We start from the raw sequence: 20,752 nt of genomic DNA, 5'->3' as shown, positions 1-20,752 counted from the left end.
GATACTCAAAGGAGCATGGACCGATCGATCGAAGCCGCGCTCGCCGATGAGCTCGCGATCCGCGCCCTGGTCGCGCGCTACTGCCACGCCATCGCCGAGCGCGACGACGCCGCCTGGGCCGGCACCTTCGCGAAGGACGCCGAGTGGCAGGTCTTCGGCCAGGAGGCGCGCGGCCGCGACGCGATCCTGTCGCTGTACCAGAAGCTCACGACCGGCGCGCGCTGGGTCGTCCAAGTCGCGACCGACGGGCTGATCGAGCTGGCCGGCGACCAGGCGACCGGCCGCTGGCAGATCACCGAGACGATCCAGCTCCGAGACGGCCGGCCGATGATCAACGTGGGCCGCTATCACGACCGCTACCGGCGCGATCCGGACGGCAAGTGGCGCTTCGCGCGCCGTGACTTCCGCTTCAGCTACACCGGGCCGGCGGACTACTCGAACCCTGCCACGCCACCCGACGGATGGCAGAGAGACTCGTGAGCCGAAAGCGCCGGACGCTCTGGCTCCTGCCGTTCGCGCTGCTGGCGCTCGGCGCCGAGAGGCGGCCACGGCAGGTCGACGCCATCCAGGTCTCCTGCGCGGAGTTCGGTGAGCTGGGTCTCGACAACCAGAAGCGGATTCTCAGCTTCCTGCAGGGCTACGGGCAGCGCGAGATTCCGCAGGACAAGGTAGGACCGGTGCCGATCGCGGCCGGACTCACGCGCGTGCTCGACGCCTGCCCGAAGGAGCCGAGCGCGCCCGTCTGGTCCAAGGTGCAAGAGCTCGCGCCCGGCAAGCAAGCCGTGGCGCGCGGCGAGGCGCGACTCACTCGGCCGCCCACCGAGCTCACCTGCAAGTCGTATCTCAAGCTCGACCGCGAGGATCGCCGGATGACCGTGTACTGGCTCGACGGCTACAGCCGCGCGGTCGACGCGAGCGACTTGAACCAGAGCGTGGTCGCGCTCGACCGCGACCCCGAGGACCTGGCCAAGAACGCCTGCGGGAAGCGCAAGCAGCGCCTGTGGTGGGCGATCCAGGGCTCCGTGCGCTCCGTCCAGCCGGCGCCGTCGAGCTAGCGCGGCGCGCGTCCGGGTCGGCCGCCGTCACGAAGTCGCAGGAATCGGACCGATCGCGATATGGTGCGCACACATTCGCGAGGAGACCGCCCGTGACCGAGCCCGCCGTGATCGTCGAGAAGGACGGACACGTCCTCTTCGTGAGCCTGAACCGCCCCGAGAAGCGCAACGCCATCAACTGCGAGGCGATGTGCCGGCTCTACGACGCCTGGAACCAGCTCGACCAGGACGACGAGCTGCGCGTGGCGATCCTCACCGGGAAGGGCAGCACCTTCTGCGCGGGCATGGACCTGGGCGAGATCGGGAAGATGAGCTCGGGCAAGCCCGAGAACGAGTGGATGAAGCGCGCCATGACCGAGCCCGCGCTGATTTACGGCGCGTGGCTCAAGACCTACCGCCCGACCAAGCCCGTGATCCTGGCGGTCGAAGGCTTCGCGCGTGCCGGCGGTACGGAGATCCTGCAGGGCACCGACATCCGCGTGGCGGGCGAGAGCGCCGTGTTCGGAGTGACCGAGGTGCAGCGCGGCCTGTTTCCGATGGCGGGCTCGACCGTGCGCCTGCGGCGCCAGATCGGCTACGCGGTGGCCGCGGAGATGCTGATCTGCGGCGAGGACCTGCCCGCGAAGCGCGCCCATGAGCTCGGGCTCGTCAATCACGTGGTGCCCGACGGACAGGCGCTGGCGAAAGCGCGCGAGATCGCGGCGCGCATCGCCATGAATGGGCCGCTGGCCGTGAAGGCGATCGTCGCCACGCTGCGCCAGACCGAGACACTTCCCGAGGACCAGGCTTTCGCCATCGAGCAGAAGTACGGCATGGCGGTGATGGGCTCGGAGGACGCGCGCGAAGGTCCGCGCGCCTTCCTGGAGAAGCGCGCGCCGGTGTTTCGCGGCAAGTGACTCCTTGTGCGTGACTGAGCCGACATGGTAGGCTGGACCTACCTTCGGGAGGTGCCATGCTCACTCGGAGCGTCTCGGCCGCCTCGTCGGCCCTGCTGGCGTTCTCGTTCGGCCTGTCTTCCTCTCCCGCTTTCGCCTCGACCTACGCGCTCACGCCCGTGCTGTCCTGGACGGACGCGGAGGCCTACGCGACCTCACTCGGAGGTCACCTGGTCGTCATCGACGACCAGGCCGAGCAGGACGCGCTGGTCGCGCAGTTCGGCGGGACCGAGCCGTTCTGGATCGGACTCACCGACACCCAGATCGAGGGCACCTTCATGTGGGTCAACGGCGATCCGCTCACCTACACCAACTGGCTGCCGGGCGAGCCGAACAACTCGGGCGGGGTCGAGAACTACGGCGAGATGAACTGGGGCGCGCCCGGAAAGTGGAACGACGCGACCAACGAGCCGGGAGGGCGCGGGATCGTCGAGTTCCCGGAGCCGGCCGCCGGAGCGGGTCTCGCGCTCGCAGCCGTCGCGCTCGGGGGCTGCAGCCTCATCCGTCGGCGAGGCTGGCTGTAAACCCGAGGACCGCGGCCTCGAACTCCTGCGGCGCCTCGATGTTCACCGCGTGGCCGGCCTCGAGGTCGACGACGCGCAGGCCGGGCATGGCTCCGGCTGCGAAGTCGCGGTGCGGCTGGAAGGCCCGCTCGCGAGCGCCGTTCACGAGCAGCGCCGGCACGGCGAGCTTCGGCAGCTGGTCGCGGCAGCAGGTCGAGCGGAGAGTCTCGGCGAACGCGCGCCACAGCGCGACCCGGTCGACGCCGTCGGCGGCGCGCGCCATGCGGTCGCGCAGGTCCTGGGGGAAGCGCTTGGCGTGAGTCGGGTGGACGGGCAGCGTGCGCAGATCGAGCGCGCGCACGTCCTCGAGCGTCGGGCTGTGCAGCGCCGACCCGACCTCGCTGAACGCAGACAGCGAGTTCGTGAGCACGATCCCGCGCACCGCCTCGGGGTGGTCGAGCGCGTAGCGCAGCATCAGCCCCGCGCCGAGTGACTGACCCACCACGATCCAGCGCTCGAGCCCGAGCGCGCGGCGCAGCGCCTCGAAGGCGCCCACGTAGCCGTCGGCCGAATAGGCGGGTGGGTCGATCGGAGCTGGCGAGCCGCCGTGTCCCCAGAGCTCGGCAGCGTGCCAGCGGAAGGCGTCGTCGAACGCGGGCCGCTGCAGCTCCCACTGCAGGTTGCTGGACAAGAGGCCGTGCAGAAGCAGCAGCGCGGGCCGGTCTTTGCGGCCGCGTGATTCGACGTGGAGCGCGGGCTTTGAAGTCGACTCGTTCATGTCACTCGACCACTCCAGTCTATCTCGCCCGAGCCGGCGCTGGGCAGACGGCACGGGGCGCGCCGGTCTACCCTGTGCGGGTGAAGATCGGCGCGCTCCAGTTCTTCGGCTGGCCGGACCGGCGGATCCCGCTCACCGAAGTGTATGCGCGCGCGCTCGAGCGGGTCGACGTCATGGAGCGCTCCGGGTTCGACGCGGTGTGGCTCGCCGAGCACCACTTCTCGGGCTACAGCGTGTGCCCCAACGTGCATCTCATGGGCATGCACGTGGCCGGGCGGACGGAACGCCTGCGCATCGGCACCGCGGTCACCTTGCCCTCGCTCTCGCACCCGCTGCGCGTGGCGGAAGAGGTGGCGCTGCTCGACGTGCTCTCCGGCGGCCGGGTCAACTGGGGCGCCGGGCGGGGCTTCGACGCCAAGGAGCACCGCGCCTTCGGAATCACTCCGGACCAGAGCTATCCGAAGTTCCGTGAGTATTTCGAGGCCGTGCTGGCGGCGTGGCGCCAGGAGCGCGCCAGCTTCCGGGGTGAGTTCGTCTCGTTCGAAGACATCGAGGTGCTGCCGCGGCCGCTGCAGCAGCCGCACCCGCCGGTGTGGATCGGGGCGTCCTCGCTCGAGGCGATCGAGTGGGGCGCCGCGCACGGTCACTCGATCCTGATGGACCCGCACAGCACGCACGCCGAGATCGCCGCAAAGCGGCGGCGCTACGACGAGGTCCTGCGCAGTCACGGTCATGCCATCGCGGGCCGCGACATCCCCGTCGCGCGCCAGATCGCGATCGCGGCCAGCGACGAAGAGGCGCGCGAGGTGGCCCTGCGCGGCAGCTCCTGGCTGCTCGGCTCCTACGACCGCAGCGGCACGACCGGTCCGCGTGTCTCGGGCAACGCGCGCGCGACGCTGCGCCGGCCGATCGACGAGTACGTCGACGGCTGCGTCGTGTGGGGCTCGCCGGCACGCGTGCGCGACGAGCTCGCGCGGCTGCGCAGCGAGCTGCCGCTGGAGTACCTGATGATCGCGCCCCTGTCCGAGACGTCGTTCCGGCTCTTCGTGACCGAGGTGCTCGAGAAGCTGTGAGGAGATGGCAATGAAGATCGGTGTCTTCGCGACGTTCATGTCCCCGCTGGCCACGCCGCAGATGGTGGCCGACCTGGGCCGCCGGCTCGAGTCGGCCGGGCTCGAGTCACTCTGGATGGGCGAGCACGTGGTGCTCTTCGACGAGATGGAGTTTCCCTATCCCGGCTCGCGCGACGGGCGGATCCCGGTGCCGCAAGGCGGGGGCATGCTCGACACGGTCGCGACCTTCGGCTTCCTCGCCGGCGCGACGAAGAGCCTGCGGCTCGGCACGGGCATCACGCTCGTGCCGCAGCGCAACCCGATCTACACCGCGAAGGAGTTCGCCACGCTCGACTGGCTCACGGGTGGGCGCATCGACTTCGGCGTCGGCGTGGGCTGGTGCAAGGAAGAGGTGATCGCCTGCGGCTACGGCTGGGAGGACCGCGGCGAGCGCTGCGACGAGTTCCTGAAGGCCATGATCGCCCTGTGGACCCAGCCGCTCGCGTCGTTCCAGGGCAAGCACCTGCAGCTCGCAGCGTGCCGCATGGATCCCAAGCCCGTGCAGAAGCCGCACGTGCCGATCATCGTCGGCGGCCACGCGCCTCGCTCGCTGCGCCGCGCCGCCGAGCTCGGCAGCGGCTGGTACGGCTTCGCACTGACTCCGGAGCTGACCGCGGCCACGCTGAAGAGCCTCGACGGCGCGCTCGCGGCGGCGGGGCGCTCGCGCAAGGGCTTCGAGATCGTGATCACCCCGCGCGACGCGACGCCCGAGTCACTGAAGGCGTTCGCCGACCTCGGGGTCGATCGGCTGGTGGTGCAGCTCGGCTCGCAGAAGCCGGAGGCGGTCGAGAAGCGCCTGCCGGAGCTGGAGCGGCTGGTGCGAGCGGCGCCCTAGGACTCTAGGCTCCGGCGCTGGGCCGGGCAGACACCGCCGCGTGCCAGCGCGCCAGGTGGGCGAGCGACGCATCGGGAGTCACTTCGATGAAGCGCCCGAAGTCGATCGCGCACAGGGCCGTGACGTCGGCGATCGAGTAGCTCGGCCCCGCGATGAACGGGCGCTTGGCCAGCTCGGCGTCGAGCAGGGCGAAGAACTCCGCGGCGCGCGCCCGGGCCGGCGCCACGTTCTCGGGGATCTGCTTCAGCAACGCCTTCGTGAGCGGGTGGCCGTGGATCCACACCATGCCGATCGACTGGAACAGCACGAGCTCCAGGCGCCGGTTCCACATCTCGATCGTGGCCTCTTGCAGCGGTGTCTCGCCGAACAGCGCCGGCTTGGGGTGGAGTCCCTCGAGGTAGCGGCAGATCGCGACCGACTCCGCGATGCACGTGCCGTCGTCGAGCTCGAGCACGGGAATGCCGCCCAGCGGGTTCTTGGCCAGGAATGGCGGCTTGCGGTTGTCACGGGCGAAGATGTCGACCTCTTCGGTCGGCACGCTCACGCCTTTCTCGGCCAGGAAGATGCGCACGCGGCGCGGGTTGGGGGCTTGCTTGTGACCGTAGATCTTCATGGCGCGATCGTACTACGCCTAGAATGCGGCATGCAGGCGATCCGGAAGCTGCGCGAGGACGAGTGGCGGCTGCTCCGGGAGCTGCGGCTGCGCGCGCTGCGTGACTCGCCCGATTCGTTCAGCCCGCTGGCCGAGGAAGTGGCTCGCGAAGACGACGCGTACTGGCAACGGGGCGCGCGCGCCTTCGGCACGGGCGAGCACGCGGCGCTCTTCGTCGCCGAGCGCGATGGACGGGCCGTGGGGCTGGTCTCGGCCACCGCGGCCGCCGGCACGGGCTACATCGGCGCGATGTGGCTCGACCCGGGCGCGCGCGGCGCGGGGCTCGGGCGCGCGCTGCTCGAGGCCGCCTGCTCCGCCTTGCGCGCGCGCGGCTGCGCGCGGCTGGTGCTGAGCGTGACCGAGACCAACCAGCGCGCGATCGCGCTCTACCAGAGCGCCGGCTTCGCGCTGACCGGTGACTCGAAGCCGCTTCGGCCCGGCTCGCCGCTGCGGAACCTGGAGATGGTCGCTACAGACGGAAGCGCGTGACCCACATCTCCTGAATGGGCGTCGCGCCGCGCGCGTACTCGTGGTACGCGACCGCGATCGCACCGTCGGGCGCGAGCGCCAGCGTGGGATAGCCGATGTGCCAGTACTCGCGGAAGCCGGGCTCGGCAGCGCCGCCTTCTCGTACCACGAACTCGTTGCGCGGGTCCCAGCTGCGCCCGTCGCGCGAGACACAGGCGCGCACGCCCCAAGGCGCGCGCCGGTAGCCGTACACGGCGAGCACGCGGCCGTCGTCGAGCTGAGTCACGTCCGCGGGGTAGCCCCACAGACCCGTGCGCTCCGGGCGGCTCCAGCTCGCGCCATCGTCGGCGGACTCGCTGAACCACAGGTGGTCGAAGCGGCCGGGCCGCGCCTGCGTGCGCATGAGACATATGAGCCGGCCGTCGCGCAGGCGCGTCATGCCCGGCTCGACCCACTCGAGGATGTGCGAGGCGTCGTAGGCCACGGTCGCCCAATACTCCCAGTTCCGGCCGCGGTCGTCGGAGCGCAGCACGAAGCAGCGCGGGGTCTCGCCGGCCGCCAGCGGCCACTCGCGCGAGATCGTGCCGTGCAGAGGCATGAGCAGGCCGCCGTCGGGCAGCTCGATCACGTGACCGGCGCCGGATCCGCCCACGATGTACGGCCCGAGCCCCGAGTCACAGATCGGGCTCGTGTTCACCGGACGGGGCGCGCTCCAGGTGTGCCCGCCGTCGCGCGAGCGGCACAGCGCATAGCCCGTCTGGCGCTTGAAGCGCTCCGCGCGGCCGGGCGGGGGCCCGCCCACCACCTGGTCGGCGGCGCCGCGCAGCGCGGTCGCGTCGAGGAAGCTGCACACGCGCGTGTGCATCAGGATCTCGCCGTCGGAGAGCTGCGCGAACGCGCAGTCCCAGTTGCCCTGCGTGTCACTCCAGGGCCAGACGACCGTGCGCGAAGCCGGGTCCCAGCTGCGGCCGCCGTCGCGCGAGCGCACCAGACACGACTGACCGCTGTCGCGATGGCGCGTGCCGCGCTCCTCGTTGTAGCCCATCAGGAGCTCGCCGTTCGCCAGCCGGATCAGGCTGCCCTGGTTGCAGGCGTGTGCGGGGTCGGCGTGGGCGCGCACGTGCTCGAGGTCTTTGGGCTGGATCGCCACGTCAGTGCGCCCGCCCCGAGAGCAGCGCTTCGAGCTGCGCCAGGTCGAAGCCGGGCTTCTGGCTGGCCTCGATCAGCACGCGCTCGCGGCGAGTCACGGCTTCGGCGGCTGCCGCCAGCGACGCGAGCGCGGGCTCGGGGATCACCACCGCGCCGTGGCGGTCGGCGTGGATCCAGTCACCCGGCGAGACGCGCATGCCCGCGACCGAGACCGGAACGCCGACCTCGACCGGGTGCACGTGCGCGTGCGAGGGCGCGACCTTGCCCGCCAGCACCTGGAAGCCGGGCGCGATCTGGTCCAGGTCGCGCACGCTGCCGTTGGTGATCACGCCGAGTGACCCGAGCCCGCGGTGCAGGTGAGTGTGCACCTCGCCCCACCACGCGCCCGTGCCGGGCACGGGATCGAGGTCCTCGATCACGGTGACGGTCGGGTGCGGCGGCGCGCCGACGTGCCGGTAGTAGTCATGCAGCAGCTGCGCCTCGTCCGCGGCGCTCCGGCCCGAGGGCGTGGCCGCGCGGATGGTCGCGGTGCGCGCGCGCGCCACGATCGGCGGCAGGCCCGGATGCGCGCAGAAGAGTGAGTGGATCGTGAAGCCGACGCCGCGTCGCTCGGGGCAGACCGCCTCGAGCGCGTTGCAGATGGTGGGCGTGTCGAAGCGCGCGAGGGCCTGCCATGGCTCGTTCGGGCTCATGGGGTCAGACTACCAGGAGGCCGCGTCGCACAGCAGCACCTCGAGCTTCGCGAGCAGCTCGGGCGGGAACAGACGCATGTTCACGCCCATGCGCGGATGGCGCTTGTCGACCGGCGCCCAGTGAGTGACGCAGCCACACATGGTGCAGCGGTGGAACTCGAGCATGCGTTTACCGCGCTGGTAGATCGCCGTCGCGCCCGAGGGCGGAAGGATGCGAACCGACATGGGGTGGAAGTAGGACCAGCGCGCGCCGCAGCGGCGGCAGATCCCGCAGTTGCAATCGGTGACGTCCTTCGGGGCCACGTCGAGCTCGATTCGGACCGCGCCGCAGTCGCACGACCCTTCCAGCATGGCTCCTCCTCCGTCCTCGACCCGCCAGGATACGCCGGCATTTGCATTGTGGAGTGCGCGTGATTCAGGATCGGTCCGTGCAGCAGGAGGTCGTGAGATGAGGCTCTCGGGCAAGGTCGCGGTGGTCACGGGGGGGGCGCGCGGGATCGGCGCGGGCATCGCCACCTGCCTGGCCAAGGAGGGCGCGGCGGTCGCCGTGGTCGACATCGACGGGCCGGAAGCGGAGAAGACGGCGAAGGGGCTGGGCGGGCGCGCGCTCGGCATCGCCGCGGATTGCTCCGACGAGCGGGCGATCGCCGCGGCCGTGGAGCGCGTCGTGCGCGAGCTCGGCGGACTCGACGTGATGGTGAACAACGCGGGCGCCGGCACCGGAGTGATTCGCCCGGAGGAGATCCCGACCGGGCCGGGGCTCGAGAATCTGCCGCAGGCCTCGTGGGACTCACAGCTCGCGAACAACCTGCGCACCACGTTCGCGGGCTGCAAGGCGGCGATCCCGCGCCTGCGGGCGCGCGGCGGCGGGACGATCGTGAACATCGCCTCGATCGCGGCGCTGGTGCCCTCGCCGCAGCTCGCGGCGTACGGCGCGGCCAAGGCCGGCGTGGTGCATCTCACGAAGTCACTGGCGCTCGAGCTCGGCCCGTCCAACATCCGCGTGAACGCGATCTGTCCGGGCTTCCTGTTCACGCGCGCCTGGGAGGGTCTGGCCATGGTCATGAAGCTGACTCGCCCCGAGTACCGCGACCTCTCGGCGCGCGAGATCTTCCTGGCCGCGGTGAAGCAGGCCGCGCCGCTCGGGCGCGAGCAGACCCCCGAGGACATCGGCAAGCTCGTGTGCTTCCTGGCCAGCGACGACGCCATGAACATCACCGGGCAGGAGATCAAGGTCGACGGCGGGATCACCCTGAAGACCGGCTCGGGTGTGTGATGGTGCGCTGGCAGGACCTCTCCGAACGAGTGAATCGCGACGGCGAGTTCCGGCAGGCCGCGCGCTCGTGGGACGCCACCCTGCGGCTCGACATGGGCAGCGCTTCGCACAAGCTCTCGTTCCGGAACGGGAGCCTGGTGGCGGCCGTGCCCTGCGCCGCCGACGCCGCGTGCGATCTGTTCGTCGGCGCCAGCGAGGAGCAGTGGCGCGAGCTGCTCGCGCCCGTGCCGCGGCCCTACTACCAGGACCTGTTCGCCGCGCACACGGCGCACGGCGTGCGCTTGCCCGAGAACCGCATCGCCTATGCGGCCTACTACCCGGCGCTGAGGCGGCTGGTGCAGATCCTCTCCGCGCTGCGGGTGAGCCAGTGACTCCGCTCGAGCCGGTCGTGGGCCGCTACCTGACGCTCGAGCTCGACGGGCTCGCCCACCGGGTGTATTTCGAGGAGGCGGGCAGGGGCATTCCGCTGCTCTGCCAGCACACCGCGGGGGCGCACGGCGCGCAGTGGCGCCACCTGCTGGCCGCCGAGGAGGTCACGCGCGACTTCCGGGTGATCGCCTACGACCTGCCGTATCACGGGAAGTCACTCCCGCCGGAAGGCAAGACCTGGTGGGCCGAGGAATACCGTCTCACCAAGGCCTTCCTGATGCAGGTGCCGCTGGCGCTCGCGCGGGCGCTCGAGCTGGAGCGCCCCGTGTATCTGGGCAGCTCGATCGGCGGACACCTCGCGCTCGACCTGGCCGCGAACCACCCGGAGTCGTTCCGCGCCGTGATCGGGCTCGAGGCCGCCGCCAGCACTCCGGGCGGCTGGGACGACATCTTCAACCACCCGCGCGTCTCCAACGCCTTCAAGGCCAGCCTGATGTACGGACTCACCTCGCCCACGGCGCCGGAGCGCTACCGGCGCGAGACGGAGTGGGTGTACAGCCAGGGCGCGCCGCCGGTGTTCAAGGGCGATCTCTACTACTACAGCGTCGATCATCAGATGACCCGTGAGCAGCTCGGCGCGATCGACACCCGGCGCTGCCGCGTGCATCTCCTGACCGGCGAGTACGACTTCACGACGCCGCTCGACATGGCGCGCGACGTGGCGGCGGCGATCCCGGGCGCCGAGTGGGCGCCGATGACGGGGCTGGGCCACTTCCCGATGTGCGAGGACCCGGAGCGTTTTCTCGCCGTGATCCGGCCGGTGCTGGAGAAGATCCGCGCGCAGGGCTGAGCCGCGACTCACTGCACCTCGAAGGCGCCGATGTCGCAGGTCCCGGAGCGCGGCATGCCGCGCTGATCCGCAGCCGGAGGCGGGCAGGTTCCCACCACGGCGTCGATCGCCGGGCTCCCGGGCAGGAGAGCCTGGGTCTTCGACGGCCCGCCGTTGTCGCGCAGCGGGCCGAGCCGCGGGTCGACGGGCTTCACGGGCCTCGGGCCACCCACGATGTTGCCCGTCGTGTCACCGCTGACCAGACAGCCGTCGACCTTGCCGATCAGGTTCGAGCCGTTCGACACGACTGGACCGAAGCAGTCGAACGGCGAGTTCTTCGCGATCAACGTGTTCGTGAGCGTGGCCGTGGTGCCCGCCTCGGTCCAGAGCCCGGCGCCCTCCCTGGCCTTGTTGCCGGCGATGGTCACGTTGTTCAGGGCGAGCAGTCCGCCGGTCTCGAGCTGGATGCCGCCGCCCTTCGCGCTGTGATTCCCGCTGACCGTGGTGTTGGTGAGCGTGAGCGAGCCTGCGCTCGGGTCGAGGCCGCCGCCCTCTCGCTTGGATTTGTTGCCCGACACCAGACTGTCGACCATGGTCACGGTGACTCCGTCGTCCGAGTTCACGCCGCCGCCGGTGTCTCCGGCGGAGTTGCTCGAGACGACGACGCGATCGAGCGCCGCGCTGCCGGCGACCGTGAAGTTCAGCCCGCCGCCGTCGTTGAAGCTCGCCTTGTTCTTGGTCACCACCACGTCGGTGAGTGAGCAGGAGCCCCCCTCGCTCGAGATCGCGCCGCCGCTCTCACCCGCGCGGTTGCCCGTGAACGTGGAGCTCTCGACCGTGAGTGTGCCGACGTTCAAGATCGCGCCGCCGTCGAGCTCCGCGCTGCCGCCCTTCACGGTCACGTGCCGCAGCGTGAGCTCGCCGCCGTCGAGCACCTCGAACGCGCGGTCCTTGGCCTTCTTCGCGTCGATGATCGTGGCGCCGGTCGAGTCGCCTTCGATCGTGATCGGAGTGGTCACGTCGAGATCGCCCGCGACCGCGGTCGCGTCGTCGCCGCGCCGCGTCAGGCGATAGGTGCCGGCGTGAAGCGTGATCGTGTCCGGCCCGGGCGTGCCGTTCGCGATCAGGATGGCCTCACGAAGCGAGAGACCGGTGTTCTTCCCGGCCGGGTCCGGATCGTCGAACCGAGTGACGTCGATCGCCCCCGCGAAGGCGGAGAGGCTCGACAGGGCCAGGGTGACGGCAACGAGTCCGACTGCGGCATGTCTGATCATGCGCGCAGTCTACCGGACGGGAGCGCCCGCGCGGCGAGCTCCATGCGGTGTGACCTGCCCGCTCAAGCCCGGGCGCGAGCCACCCGATGCAAGCGCTTGGAGCCGCAGCTGTCGCGGCGAACTGTTCGCAATTCCAAGGAGTTTGGACATGGACGCGCAAGGCGGAACGGGGTGGCGGCGTCTGGTGCCCGGGGCGCGGCTCGAAGAGCCGGCGGCGCCCGCGCCGGAGGCGGAGAGCGTCGTGCGGGAGCCCAACGTGGCGGTGATCGCGCGCGGCGTGGAGATGAGCGGCCGCCTGGTCGTGCCGAACTCGCTGGTGGTCGAGGGTGAGTTCAGCGGCGAGCTCGAGATCGCGAGCTCGGTCGTGATCACCGAGAGCGGAGCGGTCACCGCGCCGATCCGCGCGCGCTCGGTCGAGATCCGCGGCGCGGTCATGGGCGACATCGTCGCCACGCGCGAGGTCGTGATCCACTCCACCGGCCGCCTGCACGGCGACGTCGAGACACCTTCCCTGGTCATCGCGCGCGGCGCGACCTTCAACGGCCGCACGCGCATGTACCGGCCCGAGCACGCGCTCCAGAGCCCGGCGCCCCAGCCGGAGACGCGCGCCTAGCAGTCAGTCCGTTCCTCCCGCGACGAGTGGCTCGAACAGGCCGGCCAGGATCTCCACCAGGTCACTCGGATCTCCGTCGAGCAGGGGAGCCAGGCCGATCATCTGGCGCATCATCTGAACGCCCGCGACCAGCGACAGCGCGATCGCGGCGCGCTGCGGCGCGAGTGACCCGCGCAGCGCCGCGGTCAGGCGCGCGCTGTAGCTTTCCGCCCCGTCAGGCCGTGCTCGCGAGGGCCTCTGCGACTTCGTAGGCCGCGCCGTAGCCCGGCAGGAAGGTCACTCCGGGTCCGGGGTGACAGGAGGCGCCGCAGAGATACAGCCCGGGCATGGGCGTCGCGTGCGCGGAGCCCGGCACCAGCAGGCGCCCGCCGATCATCTGCTCGGGGTGGATCAGGCCATGCGTGAAGTCGCCGTTCGTGGCGCCCTGCATGACCGCGAAGTGATCCGACGAGAACACGGCGCGCTCGACGATGCACTCGCGCAGATCCGGCAGGAACTCGCAGAGCCGGTCGACGATGCGCTCCGCCATCTCGTCGCGCAGCTTGCCGCGCTCGTCGCGCGGGGCCTCGCACGGGAAGAAGAATCCGTAGGTCGTGGCGACGTGAAAGCCGGGCGGGGCCAGGCTGGGGTCCATCACGGTGGGAATCTGCATGCCGATCGCCGGGTGCTCGGGCAGCTCGCCGCGCGCGCATGCCTCGAAGCTCGCCTGCTGCTGCTCGGGGTCGGGCACGATCGTGGTGTTGAAGCGCGTGCGCGGGTCCGCGTTCAGGTGCTCGAACGGCGCGCCGTGACTCGGCAGCCGCGAGAGCTTGAACAGAAGATGCATGTACGCGCCGCGGTGCTCGATCTTCTCCACGCGCGCGATCGTCTCCGCGTCGAAGTGCTCGCGGCCCACCAACCCGAACAAGGTCGCCGGCTTGTCCAGGTTCGAGATCACCGCGCGCGCTCGGATGCGCGTGCCGTCGCGCAGCTCGACGCCGGTGGCGCGGCCGTCCTCGACCAGCACGCGCCGCACCGGCGCGCGCAGGCGCACCTCGCCGCCCTTCTCGACGATCGATCGGACCAGCGCGTCGGACAGCGCCCCCATGCCGCCCTTCACGCGCCGCATGAGTCCGCCGCCCTCGTTCTGCGCGAAGGTGTACACGAGACACAACGCGCTGCCCGGCGTGAACGGCCCCTTGTAAGTCGACTGCACCGCGGCGAAGGCGACCAGGGCGCGCAGCGTGCGATGGCGCTCGCGGTCGGGCAGGAAGCGGTCGACGAGGTCCATCGCGCTGCCCGTGAACGCGAGCTCGATCTGTTTGCGCCGGCGCGCGTTCGGCGCGCGCGCCCGGAGCTCGTCGAGCGTCGGCGGCACGCTGCGCGGCGTGAAGCGGTCCATCAGGCTCGCGGGATACTTGCAGAAGGCCATGAGCCGCACGAAGCCCGTCATCGCGCCGATGCCGAAATGCCGCAGCACGTAGAACGCCATGCGCAGGGGGCTGCCGTAGAAGACCGCGGGCGGTGACTGCTTCGAGTTCAGGTTCACCGCCATGATCGGGAGCTCGATCGTCTCGACCCCGTAGCGCGCGAGCTCGAGCTCCTCCGCCACGCCCTTCGCCAGGGGGAACAGCAGGCTCGCGCCCACGTCGTTCCGGCAGCCCGAGAGGATCTCGCGCGTGCCGGCCATGCCGCCGGCGTAGGCGTTCTTCTCGAGACACAGCACGCGCAGGCCGCGCCTGGCGAGCAGCGCCGCGGCCGCGAGCCCGTTGTGACCGGCGCCCACGACCACGACGTCGCAGCTCTGTGTCGCGCTCACGCGCTCCTCGCGTTCCAGCGCAGCTGCCGCTCCTGCGCCGCGAGGTAGAGCTCGATCGCGAAGGCGAAGCTCGTGAACAGGCTGATCACGAAGTAGATCCACGGCTGGCGCATCCCGCGCCGCCGGCCGTCGATGATCGTCCAGAGCGGGAACAGCACGACGTTCGCGATGATCGCGTCCTGCGCCATCGATCCGCCCGCGGGCGTGTCGAACAGCTGCCGGGTGTAGTGCACCCAGCTCGCCTGCTCCGGATAGGCGAACACGTACTTCTGATTGAAGTACCAGCCGATGCATACGGAGACGATTGCAGTCAGGTAGTACACGGCCTCGAGCCAGGTCGTGCGCGATCCTGACCAATCGCTTCGGTACAGGTGCGCGTTGGCGTAGAAGAAGAACGCGACCGTGGCGACACCAGCCGCGGCGTGGAGCAGGAGCGAGGTCACGCCGGCGATTGGAGCACATCAGGCACTCGAGTGGAAGAAAGGCACCCGATGCGGTCACTCCCGATCGTTCAGGGCTCGGGCTCTCCGCGGCGCTTGCGCAGCGCGAGCTCCACTCCGCCCAGGCGCCGGTCCTTCGCGGGCTTGCGCGGATGACCGCCCATCTGCGCCATGACCAGGAAGTCGGCAAAGGCGCCTTCCATCGACGCGCTGAAGCCCTGCACGTCCTGGATCTTGTTCACCGCGAGCTTGGCCATGCGCAGCGCGCCGTGCGCGCTCTCGGCCACGCGCCGCGCATAGCCGAGTGTCTCGCGCTCGAGTGACTCGGCGGGGATGACTCGGTTCACGAAGCCGAGCGCCGCGGCCTCGTCGGCCGAGATGAAGCGGCTCTCGAACAGGAGCTCCTTGGCCTTGCGCGCGCCGACGTCCCACGGGATCGAGAAGTACTCGACCTGGCCGGCGAGGAAGCGCGCGTCGGGCGCGGCGAACACCAGGTCCATGGCCGCCGCGATCATCCACCCGCCGTAGATGCAGTAGCCGCGCACCATCGCGATCGTGGGCTTGGGCAGGTTCCGCCACTTCAGCGTGTAGTCGAGGTTGTATTTCCGGAACGCGTCGTACTCGCGCAGCCCCACGTCGGGCACGCCGCGGCGCGCGCGGTCCTCGAGCTGCTCGGGGGTGCCCAGGTCGTGGCCGGCCGAGAAGTGCTCGCCGGCGCCGCGCACGATCGCGACCTTCACCCCGCGGTCCGAGGCCGCCCGGTCGAGCGCCAGATCGAGCTCGTCCAGCATCCGCCAGCTCTGCGCATTGCGGTAGCGCGGCCGGTTCAAGGTCACGATCGCGACCTCGCCGTCCTGCTCGTAGGTCACATCCTTCGCGTCCATCGCCGCATCGTACGACCGGTTGGGGGTAAGATGGGGGGCGAGGAGGAACCGACGTGAGCAAGCTTTCCGACGACCGGCGCATCGATCCGCGCATCAAGGCCGCGATGGCGGCGTTTCCGAGCATGACCCAGAGCGACGTGCGCAGCCGCGACGAGCTGCTCGCCGAGGTGAACAAGCCCGAGGCGATCGCCCAGCGCGAGCAGATGACGAAGATGTTCGACCTGATGGACAACGAGCACGTCGCGCCCAAGAAGGGCCTCACGGTCGCGACACACGAGTTCCGCTCCGCGCCCGACGGCAACACGATCAAGGTCCAGCTCATCCGGCCCGAGTCACGCGAGCCGCTGCCCTGCGTGTACTACATCCACGGCGGCGGCATGCAGGCCATGTCGTGCTTCGACGGCATGTACCGCGCGTGGGGTCGCATCATCGCGGGCCAGGGCGTGGCGGTGGCGATGGTCGACTTCCGCAACGCACTCACTCCGTCTTCCGCGCCCGAGGTCGCGCCGTTCCCGGCCGGCCTCAACGACTGTGTCTCGGGCGTGAAGTGGCTGCACGCGAACGCCGCGCGCCTGGGCATCGACCCGGCGCACATCGTGATCGCGGGCGAGAGCGGCGGCGGGAACCTCACGCTGGCCACGGGACTCAAGCTGAAGCAGGACGGCGCGCTGGGATTGATTCGCGGTCTCTACGCGCTGTGTCCGTACATCGCCGGTCAGTGGCCGCAGGCGCGGCTGCCGTCGTCGGTCGAGAACAACGGCATCCTGCTCGACCTGCACAACAACCGCGGTGCCATGGCCTACGGCATCCAGGAGCTCGAGCGCAAGAACCCGCTGGCGTGGCCCGGCTTCGCGTCGGAGCAGGACGTGAAGGGGCTGGTGCCCACGGTCATCAGCGTGAACGAGTGCGACCCGCTGCGCGACGAGGGCATCGAGTTCTATCGCCTCCTGCTGCGCGCGGGCGTGCCCGCGCAATGCCGGCAGGTGATGGGCACGATCCACGGCACCGAGATCTTCGCCATGGCCTGCCCCGACGTGAGTCGCGAGACCGCGGCGAGCATCGCGCGCTTCTGCCGGACGATCTGAGGCGAGTCAGGTCTCGAGCCGGATCGAGTAGTGGTGAGCTTCGACGGAGTCGCTCACCTGCACCGTAGCGCCTCGGGCGACGGCGGTGAGCTGATCGTGCGTCAAGGTCACTTCGTGGGAGTGGAAGTACGTCCGGGTGGTGTACAGAGTGACTCCCTCTCGAGGAGGAGCGCGGAGCAGATCCAGGGGGACGTACAGCACGTGGGAGTGATCGGCCCAGTGGCCCAGCCTCGAGCCGAGAGAAGAGGTCACGGCCAGGCTGTCGGCAGGCGGTGTCTGCGCTGCCGATCCGCAGCCACCGAGCGGGACGACCTGAACTGCCAGAACGGCAAAACCCAGGAGCCGGAGGACTTCGCGTCGTCGGGGGTCCACGGTCAGCTCGCCAGCAGCGTGGTCTGAGTCGCGGGCGCGCCGGACTCACCCCAGTACAGGTGGATCGCCAGCGCAGTCACCCAGATCCAGGGTGTCATCAGGAAGGCCAGAGCGGTGGGATTGCCGCCGATCGCGAGTCCGACGGCGGAGAGCAGCGCGAACGCGCCCGGGATGGCGGTCGCGTAGAACCAGGCCCAGCCGCGGCGTTCCTGCGCGCCGAACCAGCGCGCAGTCACCAGGCTGGCCGCGATCAGGAACAGCGTGCTCGCACTGCGCGAGGCGTTCTGCGCGATCCCGTGCCAGGTCTTCTGCGCCAGCTCGGCCGTGGTGCCGGGCGGGAAGCCGACGACGGGGTCCGCGGTGAGCAGGCCGCCGACGATGTAGGCCCCCCCGAGCAGTGCCAGCAGCCGGGGCACCCAGACCGATCCCGGGCCGCCGGGCATCGCCCGGCGCACTCCGATCGCGAGCACGATCGTCAGCGCGCCGACCAGCACCATGTTCGACTGCTGGATCCAGCCCAGGTCACCTGCGGTCAGCCAGGAGAAGCGATGGTATCTCAGGTCGAAGCCGTCGCGAGTCAGTGCCTGGATCAAGGTCACGATCACGTACATGGGACCGGCCACCACGCCGCAAGCGATCAGTGCGCGGGTCGGTCGTGTCTGCTTCGCCATGGGGAGTCTCCTCTTCGTTCAGCGCGTCGCAGGTTGGAACAGCTCGACGACGTTTCCGGAGGGGTCCAGCAGCAGGACCTGCTTGCCGCCCGGTCCGGAGACGATGTCGTTGCGAAAGCGTGCGCCGGCGCGACGCAGGCGAGTCACTTCGGACTCGATGTCGTCGACGATCAGGTGGATGCGGTTCCAGCCGCCGGGCGCGGGCTTGCTGCCGTCGGACATGGGCCGGCCGGCGGAGCTGGTCGGTCCGCTGAGCAGGAGCCGCAGACTGCCCCGTGCCACGTCGGCGAAGGCCGGCGGGAAGGCGGTCAAGACCTGGAAGTCGAGCACCTGGGTGTAGAAGGCGAGGGCGGCCGCGACGTCGTCGACCAGGTAGCGGACGCTCACGAACTCACGGGGGTCGGTCATGGCTTCTCCTGTGTGCGCTCGCCGATCACGGCGAGCAGGAACCCGATGCGAGTCACTAGCTCCGCGGCCGTGGCCTGGAACAGCGGGTAGCTGACGTCGTCCGCGTCGCCCGTCACGGGGTTGGGGATGCTCCAGTGGATGGTCTCGGGGGCGCCGGGGAACTCCGGACACACTTCGCGCACCCGGTCGCACAGACTGATCACCCAGTCGAAGCGCTGGCCGGCGAACACGTCCAGGTGCTTGGACGAATGACTCGTCAGGTCGAGCCCATGCTCGTCGCGCATGACTCGCACGGCGTTGGGGTGCAGGGGCTTGGGGTGACTGCCGGCGCTGAACGCGTGGATGGCGCCGCCCGACGACGACTGGAGCAACGCCTCGGCCATCTGCGAGCGCGCGCTGTTGCCGGTGCATAGGAACAACACCCGCACCGGGCCGAGCGCGGCTGCGGCGCGCGGCGCCGCAGCGAGTCTCAGCCCGGGGTGCAGCGCTCCGCCCGAGTCCGACAAGAGGCCCGCGATCCGGGACAGATCCACCGTGTAGTAGGCATCGCGGCGGTCGGCGGAGCTGCGCCGGGCCGACACGAGTCCGCCCTCGCGCAGCTTTCCCAGGTGGTACGAGACCAGGTTCTGGGGCTCGCCGACCAGGCCCGTCAGCTCGGACACGACCCGGTCGCTCCGGGCCAGCTCGCGCAGCAGACGCCAGCGCAGGGGGTGGCCGGCCAGCTGCAGGAAATCGGGTGGGGCAACGTCGGGGCGGATCACGCCCCCTGTTTACATCAATCCAATTGGATGCGTCAAGTGGATTTGATGGAAATCGCCTTCGCGATCTCGCCCGCCACCTCGTCCATCGATTCGTCCGCGCGCCGCGTGAGGCGCGAGAACATCAGGAACCCGTGCGGCATGTCGTCGTAGTGCGTGTGCCGCGTGGGCACGCCCGCGGCGCGCAGCGCCTCGGCGAGCCAGAAGCCGTCGGAGCGCAGCGGGTCGTGGCCGCAGGTGATGACCGTCGACGGCGGCAGGCCTGCCAGCCGGGCGTGGAGCACGCTCACCAGCGGGTGGCCGGCATCGTTCGGCGCGTAGACCCGGACCATGAACTCACCCGCGGCGCGGTCGACGCCGGGCATGTCACTCGTGTCCCAGTCACTCGATTTCAGCGTCGCGTCGGTGAAGGGGTAGTAGATCGACAGGTGCGCGATCGCCGGGCCACCGCCGTCGCGGCTCGACAGCGCCAGCGCGACCGTGAGGTTGCCGCCCGCGCTCTCGCCGCCGACCGCGATGCGCGCGGGGTCGAGGCCCGCGGGCTTCGACTCCGCCATCCAGCGCAGCACGTCCTGACAGTCTTCGAGTCCGGCGGGGAACGGGTGCTCCGGCGCAAGCCGGTAGGAGAGACCGACCACGACATATCCCGTGCGCGCGGCGAGCCCGCGCTGCACGTTGTCGCAGAAGTCGACGCCGCCATCGACGAAGCCGCCGCCGTGGATGAAGAGGATCGCGGGCGCGCCGGGCTTCACGTCGGGGCGCGTGTACACGCGTGCCTGGATCGGGCCGCCGCGGCCGCTGACTTGCACGTCCTCGGTGTGGATCGACGGATCACCGGGCTTGCAGGCGATGAACAGCGCCTTGCGCGCGAGCCGCCGCTCGTGCGGCGTACCGAGCAGCGCCGTCGGGTTCGGCAGCCAGCCGCGCCGGATCGCGAAGCTCGCGGCGGAAGTCAGTGCTCGGAGCCGAAGCGGCAGCGGAGCGGGCATGTCCGATGGTAGCGCACGCGCGCGCGCGAAATGCACTTCGGTGGCGCGCGTGATACAGAGGGCAGATGTCGAAGAGAATCGCCGCTGCGTCGCTCCTGGCACTGCTCGTCGCACTCACCGGCCCTGGCACTCGCGAGGCCACGTCGGCGGAGCCGCAGGACAAGTACACGCTGCAGGTGCCCGACGGTCTCGCATTCTCGGACTTCCGCGGCTACGAGGGCTGGCAGGTCGTATCGCTCGCGCAGACCGACGAGGTGCTGAAGGTGATCGTCGCCAATCCGACGATGATCGAGGCCTACCAGTCCGGCATTCCCGGCAACGGCAGGCCGTTCCCCGACGGCTCGAAGATCGCGAAGCTCCAGTGGACGCAGAAGAAGAGCAGCGACGCGCCGTTCGTGGTGAACGTGCCCGACCGCTTCAAGAACGCCTTCTTCATCGAGAAGGACAGCAAGCGCTTTCCGACCACCAGCGGCTGGGGCTACGCGCTGTTCAACTACGACCCGGCATCCGACACGTTCACGCCCGACGGAAAGGGCTCGGCCTGCGGCTACGAGTGTCACACGCGGGTGGCCAAGCAGGACTACATCTTCCACCCGTACCAGAAGCGCTAGCTTCGCGCTCCGCGCGAGTCACTACAGCCCGACGTGCTTCGCCAGCTCTTCGCGGTGGTGGGCGGAGTCGCCGAACAGGAGCTCACTCGCCTTCGCGCGCTTGAAGTACAGGTGCGGCGCGGCTTCCCAGGTGAAGCCCATGCCGCCGTGGATCTGGATGTTGTCGGCTGCGGCGTGGAAGTAGGCCTCGGAGCAG

28 protein-coding genes are annotated in these 20,752 nt (G+C 70.3%); 13 read left to right on the top strand and 15 right to left on the bottom strand.

Features of this window, described 5'->3' with window-relative positions; translation table 11 throughout:
* Positions 1 to 15 precede the first annotated feature (15 nt).
* The 4 genes from VMR86_22520 (at position 16) to VMR86_22505 (ending at position 2,514) form a co-directional block, all read left to right on the top strand.
* Entirely contained in the window at positions 16 to 480 is a 465-nt protein-coding gene (locus tag VMR86_22520) for a nuclear transport factor 2 family protein (protein HTO09843.1), read from the top strand.
* On the top strand, positions 477 to 1,055 hold the full coding sequence (locus tag VMR86_22515) for an HdeA/HdeB family chaperone (GenBank protein ID HTO09842.1): 579 nt from the start codon (positions 477 to 479) through the stop codon (positions 1,053 to 1,055). Before VMR86_22520 ends, VMR86_22515 begins: the two co-directional genes overlap by 4 nt.
* A gap of 92 nt (positions 1,056 to 1,147) precedes the next feature.
* Positions 1,148 to 1,951 (top strand): crotonase/enoyl-CoA hydratase family protein, encoded by an 804-nt coding sequence (locus tag VMR86_22510; GenBank protein ID HTO09841.1) that lies wholly within the window; start codon positions 1,148 to 1,150, stop codon positions 1,949 to 1,951.
* Positions 1,952 to 2,007: 56 nt separating this feature from the next.
* Complete coding sequence (locus VMR86_22505) at positions 2,008 to 2,514, top strand: C-type lectin domain-containing protein (protein HTO09840.1); 507 nt, start codon at positions 2,008 to 2,010, stop codon at positions 2,512 to 2,514.
* Here the strand turns inward: VMR86_22505 and VMR86_22500 are convergent.
* Positions 2,489 to 3,271, bottom strand: a complete 783-nt coding sequence (locus VMR86_22500; GenBank protein HTO09839.1) for an alpha/beta hydrolase — start codon at positions 3,269 to 3,271, stop codon at positions 2,489 to 2,491. The genes VMR86_22505 and VMR86_22500 overlap by 26 nt on opposite strands.
* A gap of 80 nt (positions 3,272 to 3,351) precedes the next feature.
* Between VMR86_22500 and VMR86_22495 the strand changes: the two genes are divergently transcribed.
* Together VMR86_22495 and VMR86_22490 are read left to right on the top strand one after the other, a co-directional pair.
* Positions 3,352 to 4,344: an LLM class flavin-dependent oxidoreductase gene (locus VMR86_22495; GenBank protein HTO09838.1), complete on the top strand. Its 993-nt coding sequence runs from the start codon at positions 3,352 to 3,354 to the stop codon at positions 4,342 to 4,344.
* Between the two features lie 10 nt (positions 4,345 to 4,354).
* Positions 4,355 to 5,218, top strand: coding sequence for an LLM class F420-dependent oxidoreductase (locus tag VMR86_22490; GenBank protein HTO09837.1), 864 nt, complete (start codon positions 4,355 to 4,357; stop codon positions 5,216 to 5,218).
* 4 nt (positions 5,219 to 5,222) lie between these two features.
* On the opposite strand, the gene VMR86_22485 is transcribed toward VMR86_22490, so the two are convergent.
* Complete coding sequence (locus VMR86_22485) at positions 5,223 to 5,831, bottom strand: glutathione S-transferase family protein (GenBank protein ID HTO09836.1); 609 nt, start codon at positions 5,829 to 5,831, stop codon at positions 5,223 to 5,225.
* 30 nt (positions 5,832 to 5,861) lie between these two features.
* Here VMR86_22485 and VMR86_22480 point away from each other — a divergent pair, with 30 nt between their 5' ends.
* Positions 5,862 to 6,359, top strand: a complete 498-nt coding sequence (locus tag VMR86_22480) for a GNAT family N-acetyltransferase (protein HTO09835.1) — start codon at positions 5,862 to 5,864, stop codon at positions 6,357 to 6,359.
* Here the strand turns inward: VMR86_22480 and VMR86_22475 are convergent.
* The 3 genes from VMR86_22475 to VMR86_22465 are packed head-to-tail and all read right to left on the bottom strand — an operon-like array spanning position 6,340 to position 8,530.
* Positions 6,340 to 7,488 (bottom strand): sialidase family protein, encoded by a 1,149-nt coding sequence (locus VMR86_22475; GenBank protein ID HTO09834.1) that lies wholly within the window; start codon positions 7,486 to 7,488, stop codon positions 6,340 to 6,342. The two genes, VMR86_22480 and VMR86_22475, sit on opposite strands and share 20 nt — an antisense overlap.
* 1 nt (position 7,489) lies before the next feature.
* Positions 7,490 to 8,179: an RraA family protein gene (locus VMR86_22470; protein HTO09833.1), complete on the bottom strand. Its 690-nt coding sequence runs from the start codon at positions 8,177 to 8,179 to the stop codon at positions 7,490 to 7,492.
* A gap of 9 nt (positions 8,180 to 8,188) precedes the next feature.
* Entirely contained in the window at positions 8,189 to 8,530 is a 342-nt protein-coding gene (locus VMR86_22465; protein ID HTO09832.1) for a GFA family protein, read from the bottom strand.
* Between the two features lie 97 nt (positions 8,531 to 8,627).
* Between VMR86_22465 and VMR86_22460 the strand changes: the two genes are divergently transcribed.
* The 3 genes from VMR86_22460 to VMR86_22450 are packed head-to-tail and all read left to right on the top strand — an operon-like array spanning position 8,628 to position 10,674.
* On the top strand, positions 8,628 to 9,455 hold the full coding sequence (locus VMR86_22460) for a glucose 1-dehydrogenase (protein HTO09831.1): 828 nt from the start codon (positions 8,628 to 8,630) through the stop codon (positions 9,453 to 9,455).
* Positions 9,455 to 9,826 (top strand): hypothetical protein, encoded by a 372-nt coding sequence (locus VMR86_22455; protein ID HTO09830.1) that lies wholly within the window; start codon positions 9,455 to 9,457, stop codon positions 9,824 to 9,826. Before VMR86_22460 ends, VMR86_22455 begins: the two co-directional genes overlap by 1 nt.
* Positions 9,823 to 10,674 carry an alpha/beta hydrolase gene (locus VMR86_22450; GenBank protein ID HTO09829.1) on the top strand — a complete coding sequence of 284 codons (852 nt, stop codon included), beginning with the start codon at positions 9,823 to 9,825 and terminating at the stop codon, positions 10,672 to 10,674. Before VMR86_22455 ends, VMR86_22450 begins: the two co-directional genes overlap by 4 nt.
* Positions 10,675 to 10,682: 8 nt before the next feature.
* Here VMR86_22450 and VMR86_22445 read toward each other — a convergent pair whose 3' ends face one another.
* On the bottom strand, positions 10,683 to 11,927 hold the full coding sequence (locus VMR86_22445) for a right-handed parallel beta-helix repeat-containing protein (GenBank protein ID HTO09828.1): 1,245 nt from the start codon (positions 11,925 to 11,927) through the stop codon (positions 10,683 to 10,685).
* 148 nt (positions 11,928 to 12,075) lie between these two features.
* On the opposite strand from VMR86_22445, the gene VMR86_22440 reads away from it, so the two are divergent.
* Complete coding sequence (locus VMR86_22440; protein ID HTO09827.1) at positions 12,076 to 12,540, top strand: polymer-forming cytoskeletal protein; 465 nt, start codon at positions 12,076 to 12,078, stop codon at positions 12,538 to 12,540.
* 3 nt (positions 12,541 to 12,543) lie between these two features.
* Here VMR86_22440 and VMR86_22435 read toward each other — a convergent pair whose 3' ends face one another.
* From VMR86_22435 to VMR86_22420, 4 genes are all read right to left on the bottom strand, one after another.
* On the bottom strand, positions 12,544 to 12,729 hold the full coding sequence (locus VMR86_22435; GenBank protein ID HTO09826.1) for a hypothetical protein: 186 nt from the start codon (positions 12,727 to 12,729) through the stop codon (positions 12,544 to 12,546).
* Positions 12,730 to 12,754: 25 nt separating this feature from the next.
* Entirely contained in the window at positions 12,755 to 14,338 is a 1,584-nt protein-coding gene (locus VMR86_22430; protein ID HTO09825.1) for an NAD(P)/FAD-dependent oxidoreductase, read from the bottom strand.
* Entirely contained in the window at positions 14,335 to 14,781 is a 447-nt protein-coding gene (locus VMR86_22425; protein HTO09824.1) for a DUF2834 domain-containing protein, read from the bottom strand. The genes VMR86_22430 and VMR86_22425 overlap by 4 nt, the downstream gene beginning before the upstream one ends.
* Positions 14,782 to 14,849: 68 nt before the next feature.
* On the bottom strand, positions 14,850 to 15,662 hold the full coding sequence (locus VMR86_22420; protein ID HTO09823.1) for an enoyl-CoA hydratase-related protein: 813 nt from the start codon (positions 15,660 to 15,662) through the stop codon (positions 14,850 to 14,852).
* A 53-nt stretch (positions 15,663 to 15,715) separates the two neighbouring features.
* Between VMR86_22420 and VMR86_22415 the strand changes: the two genes are divergently transcribed.
* The gene (locus VMR86_22415; protein HTO09822.1) at positions 15,716 to 16,747 is read left to right on the top strand and encodes an alpha/beta hydrolase; all 1,032 of its coding nucleotides are present in this window, start codon (positions 15,716 to 15,718) and stop codon (positions 16,745 to 16,747) included.
* Positions 16,748 to 17,121: 374 nt separating this feature from the next.
* Here the strand turns inward: VMR86_22415 and VMR86_22410 are convergent, their stop codons facing one another.
* From VMR86_22410 to VMR86_22395, 4 genes are read right to left on the bottom strand one after another with little or no spacing between them, the layout of a single operon-like run.
* Positions 17,122 to 17,790 (bottom strand): DUF998 domain-containing protein, encoded by a 669-nt coding sequence (locus VMR86_22410; GenBank protein ID HTO09821.1) that lies wholly within the window; start codon positions 17,788 to 17,790, stop codon positions 17,122 to 17,124.
* Between the two features lie 18 nt (positions 17,791 to 17,808).
* The gene (locus tag VMR86_22405) at positions 17,809 to 18,198 is read right to left on the bottom strand and encodes a VOC family protein (protein ID HTO09820.1); all 390 of its coding nucleotides are present in this window, start codon (positions 18,196 to 18,198) and stop codon (positions 17,809 to 17,811) included.
* Positions 18,195 to 18,959 (bottom strand): helix-turn-helix domain-containing protein, encoded by a 765-nt coding sequence (locus tag VMR86_22400; protein HTO09819.1) that lies wholly within the window; start codon positions 18,957 to 18,959, stop codon positions 18,195 to 18,197. Before VMR86_22400 ends, VMR86_22405 begins: the two co-directional genes overlap by 4 nt.
* Positions 18,960 to 18,991: 32 nt before the next feature.
* Positions 18,992 to 19,945, bottom strand: a complete 954-nt coding sequence (locus tag VMR86_22395) for an alpha/beta hydrolase (protein HTO09818.1) — start codon at positions 19,943 to 19,945, stop codon at positions 18,992 to 18,994.
* 65 nt (positions 19,946 to 20,010) lie between these two features.
* Here VMR86_22395 and VMR86_22390 point away from each other — a divergent pair, with 65 nt between their 5' ends.
* Positions 20,011 to 20,556, top strand: coding sequence for a cytochrome P460 family protein (locus VMR86_22390; GenBank protein HTO09817.1), 546 nt, complete (start codon positions 20,011 to 20,013; stop codon positions 20,554 to 20,556).
* A gap of 21 nt (positions 20,557 to 20,577) precedes the next feature.
* Here VMR86_22390 and VMR86_22385 read toward each other — a convergent pair.
* Positions 20,578 to 20,752: acyl-CoA dehydrogenase family protein (locus VMR86_22385; protein HTO09816.1), on the bottom strand; the 175-nt coding region annotated here is incomplete at its 5' end.

This window comes from Myxococcota bacterium, assembly GCA_035498015.1.
Lineage (GTDB): Bacteria > Myxococcota_A > UBA9160 > SZUA-336 > SZUA-336 > VGRW01.
Note: the sequence above shows the minus strand (reverse complement) of the source record. Positions and strands in the feature narration are given on the sequence as shown.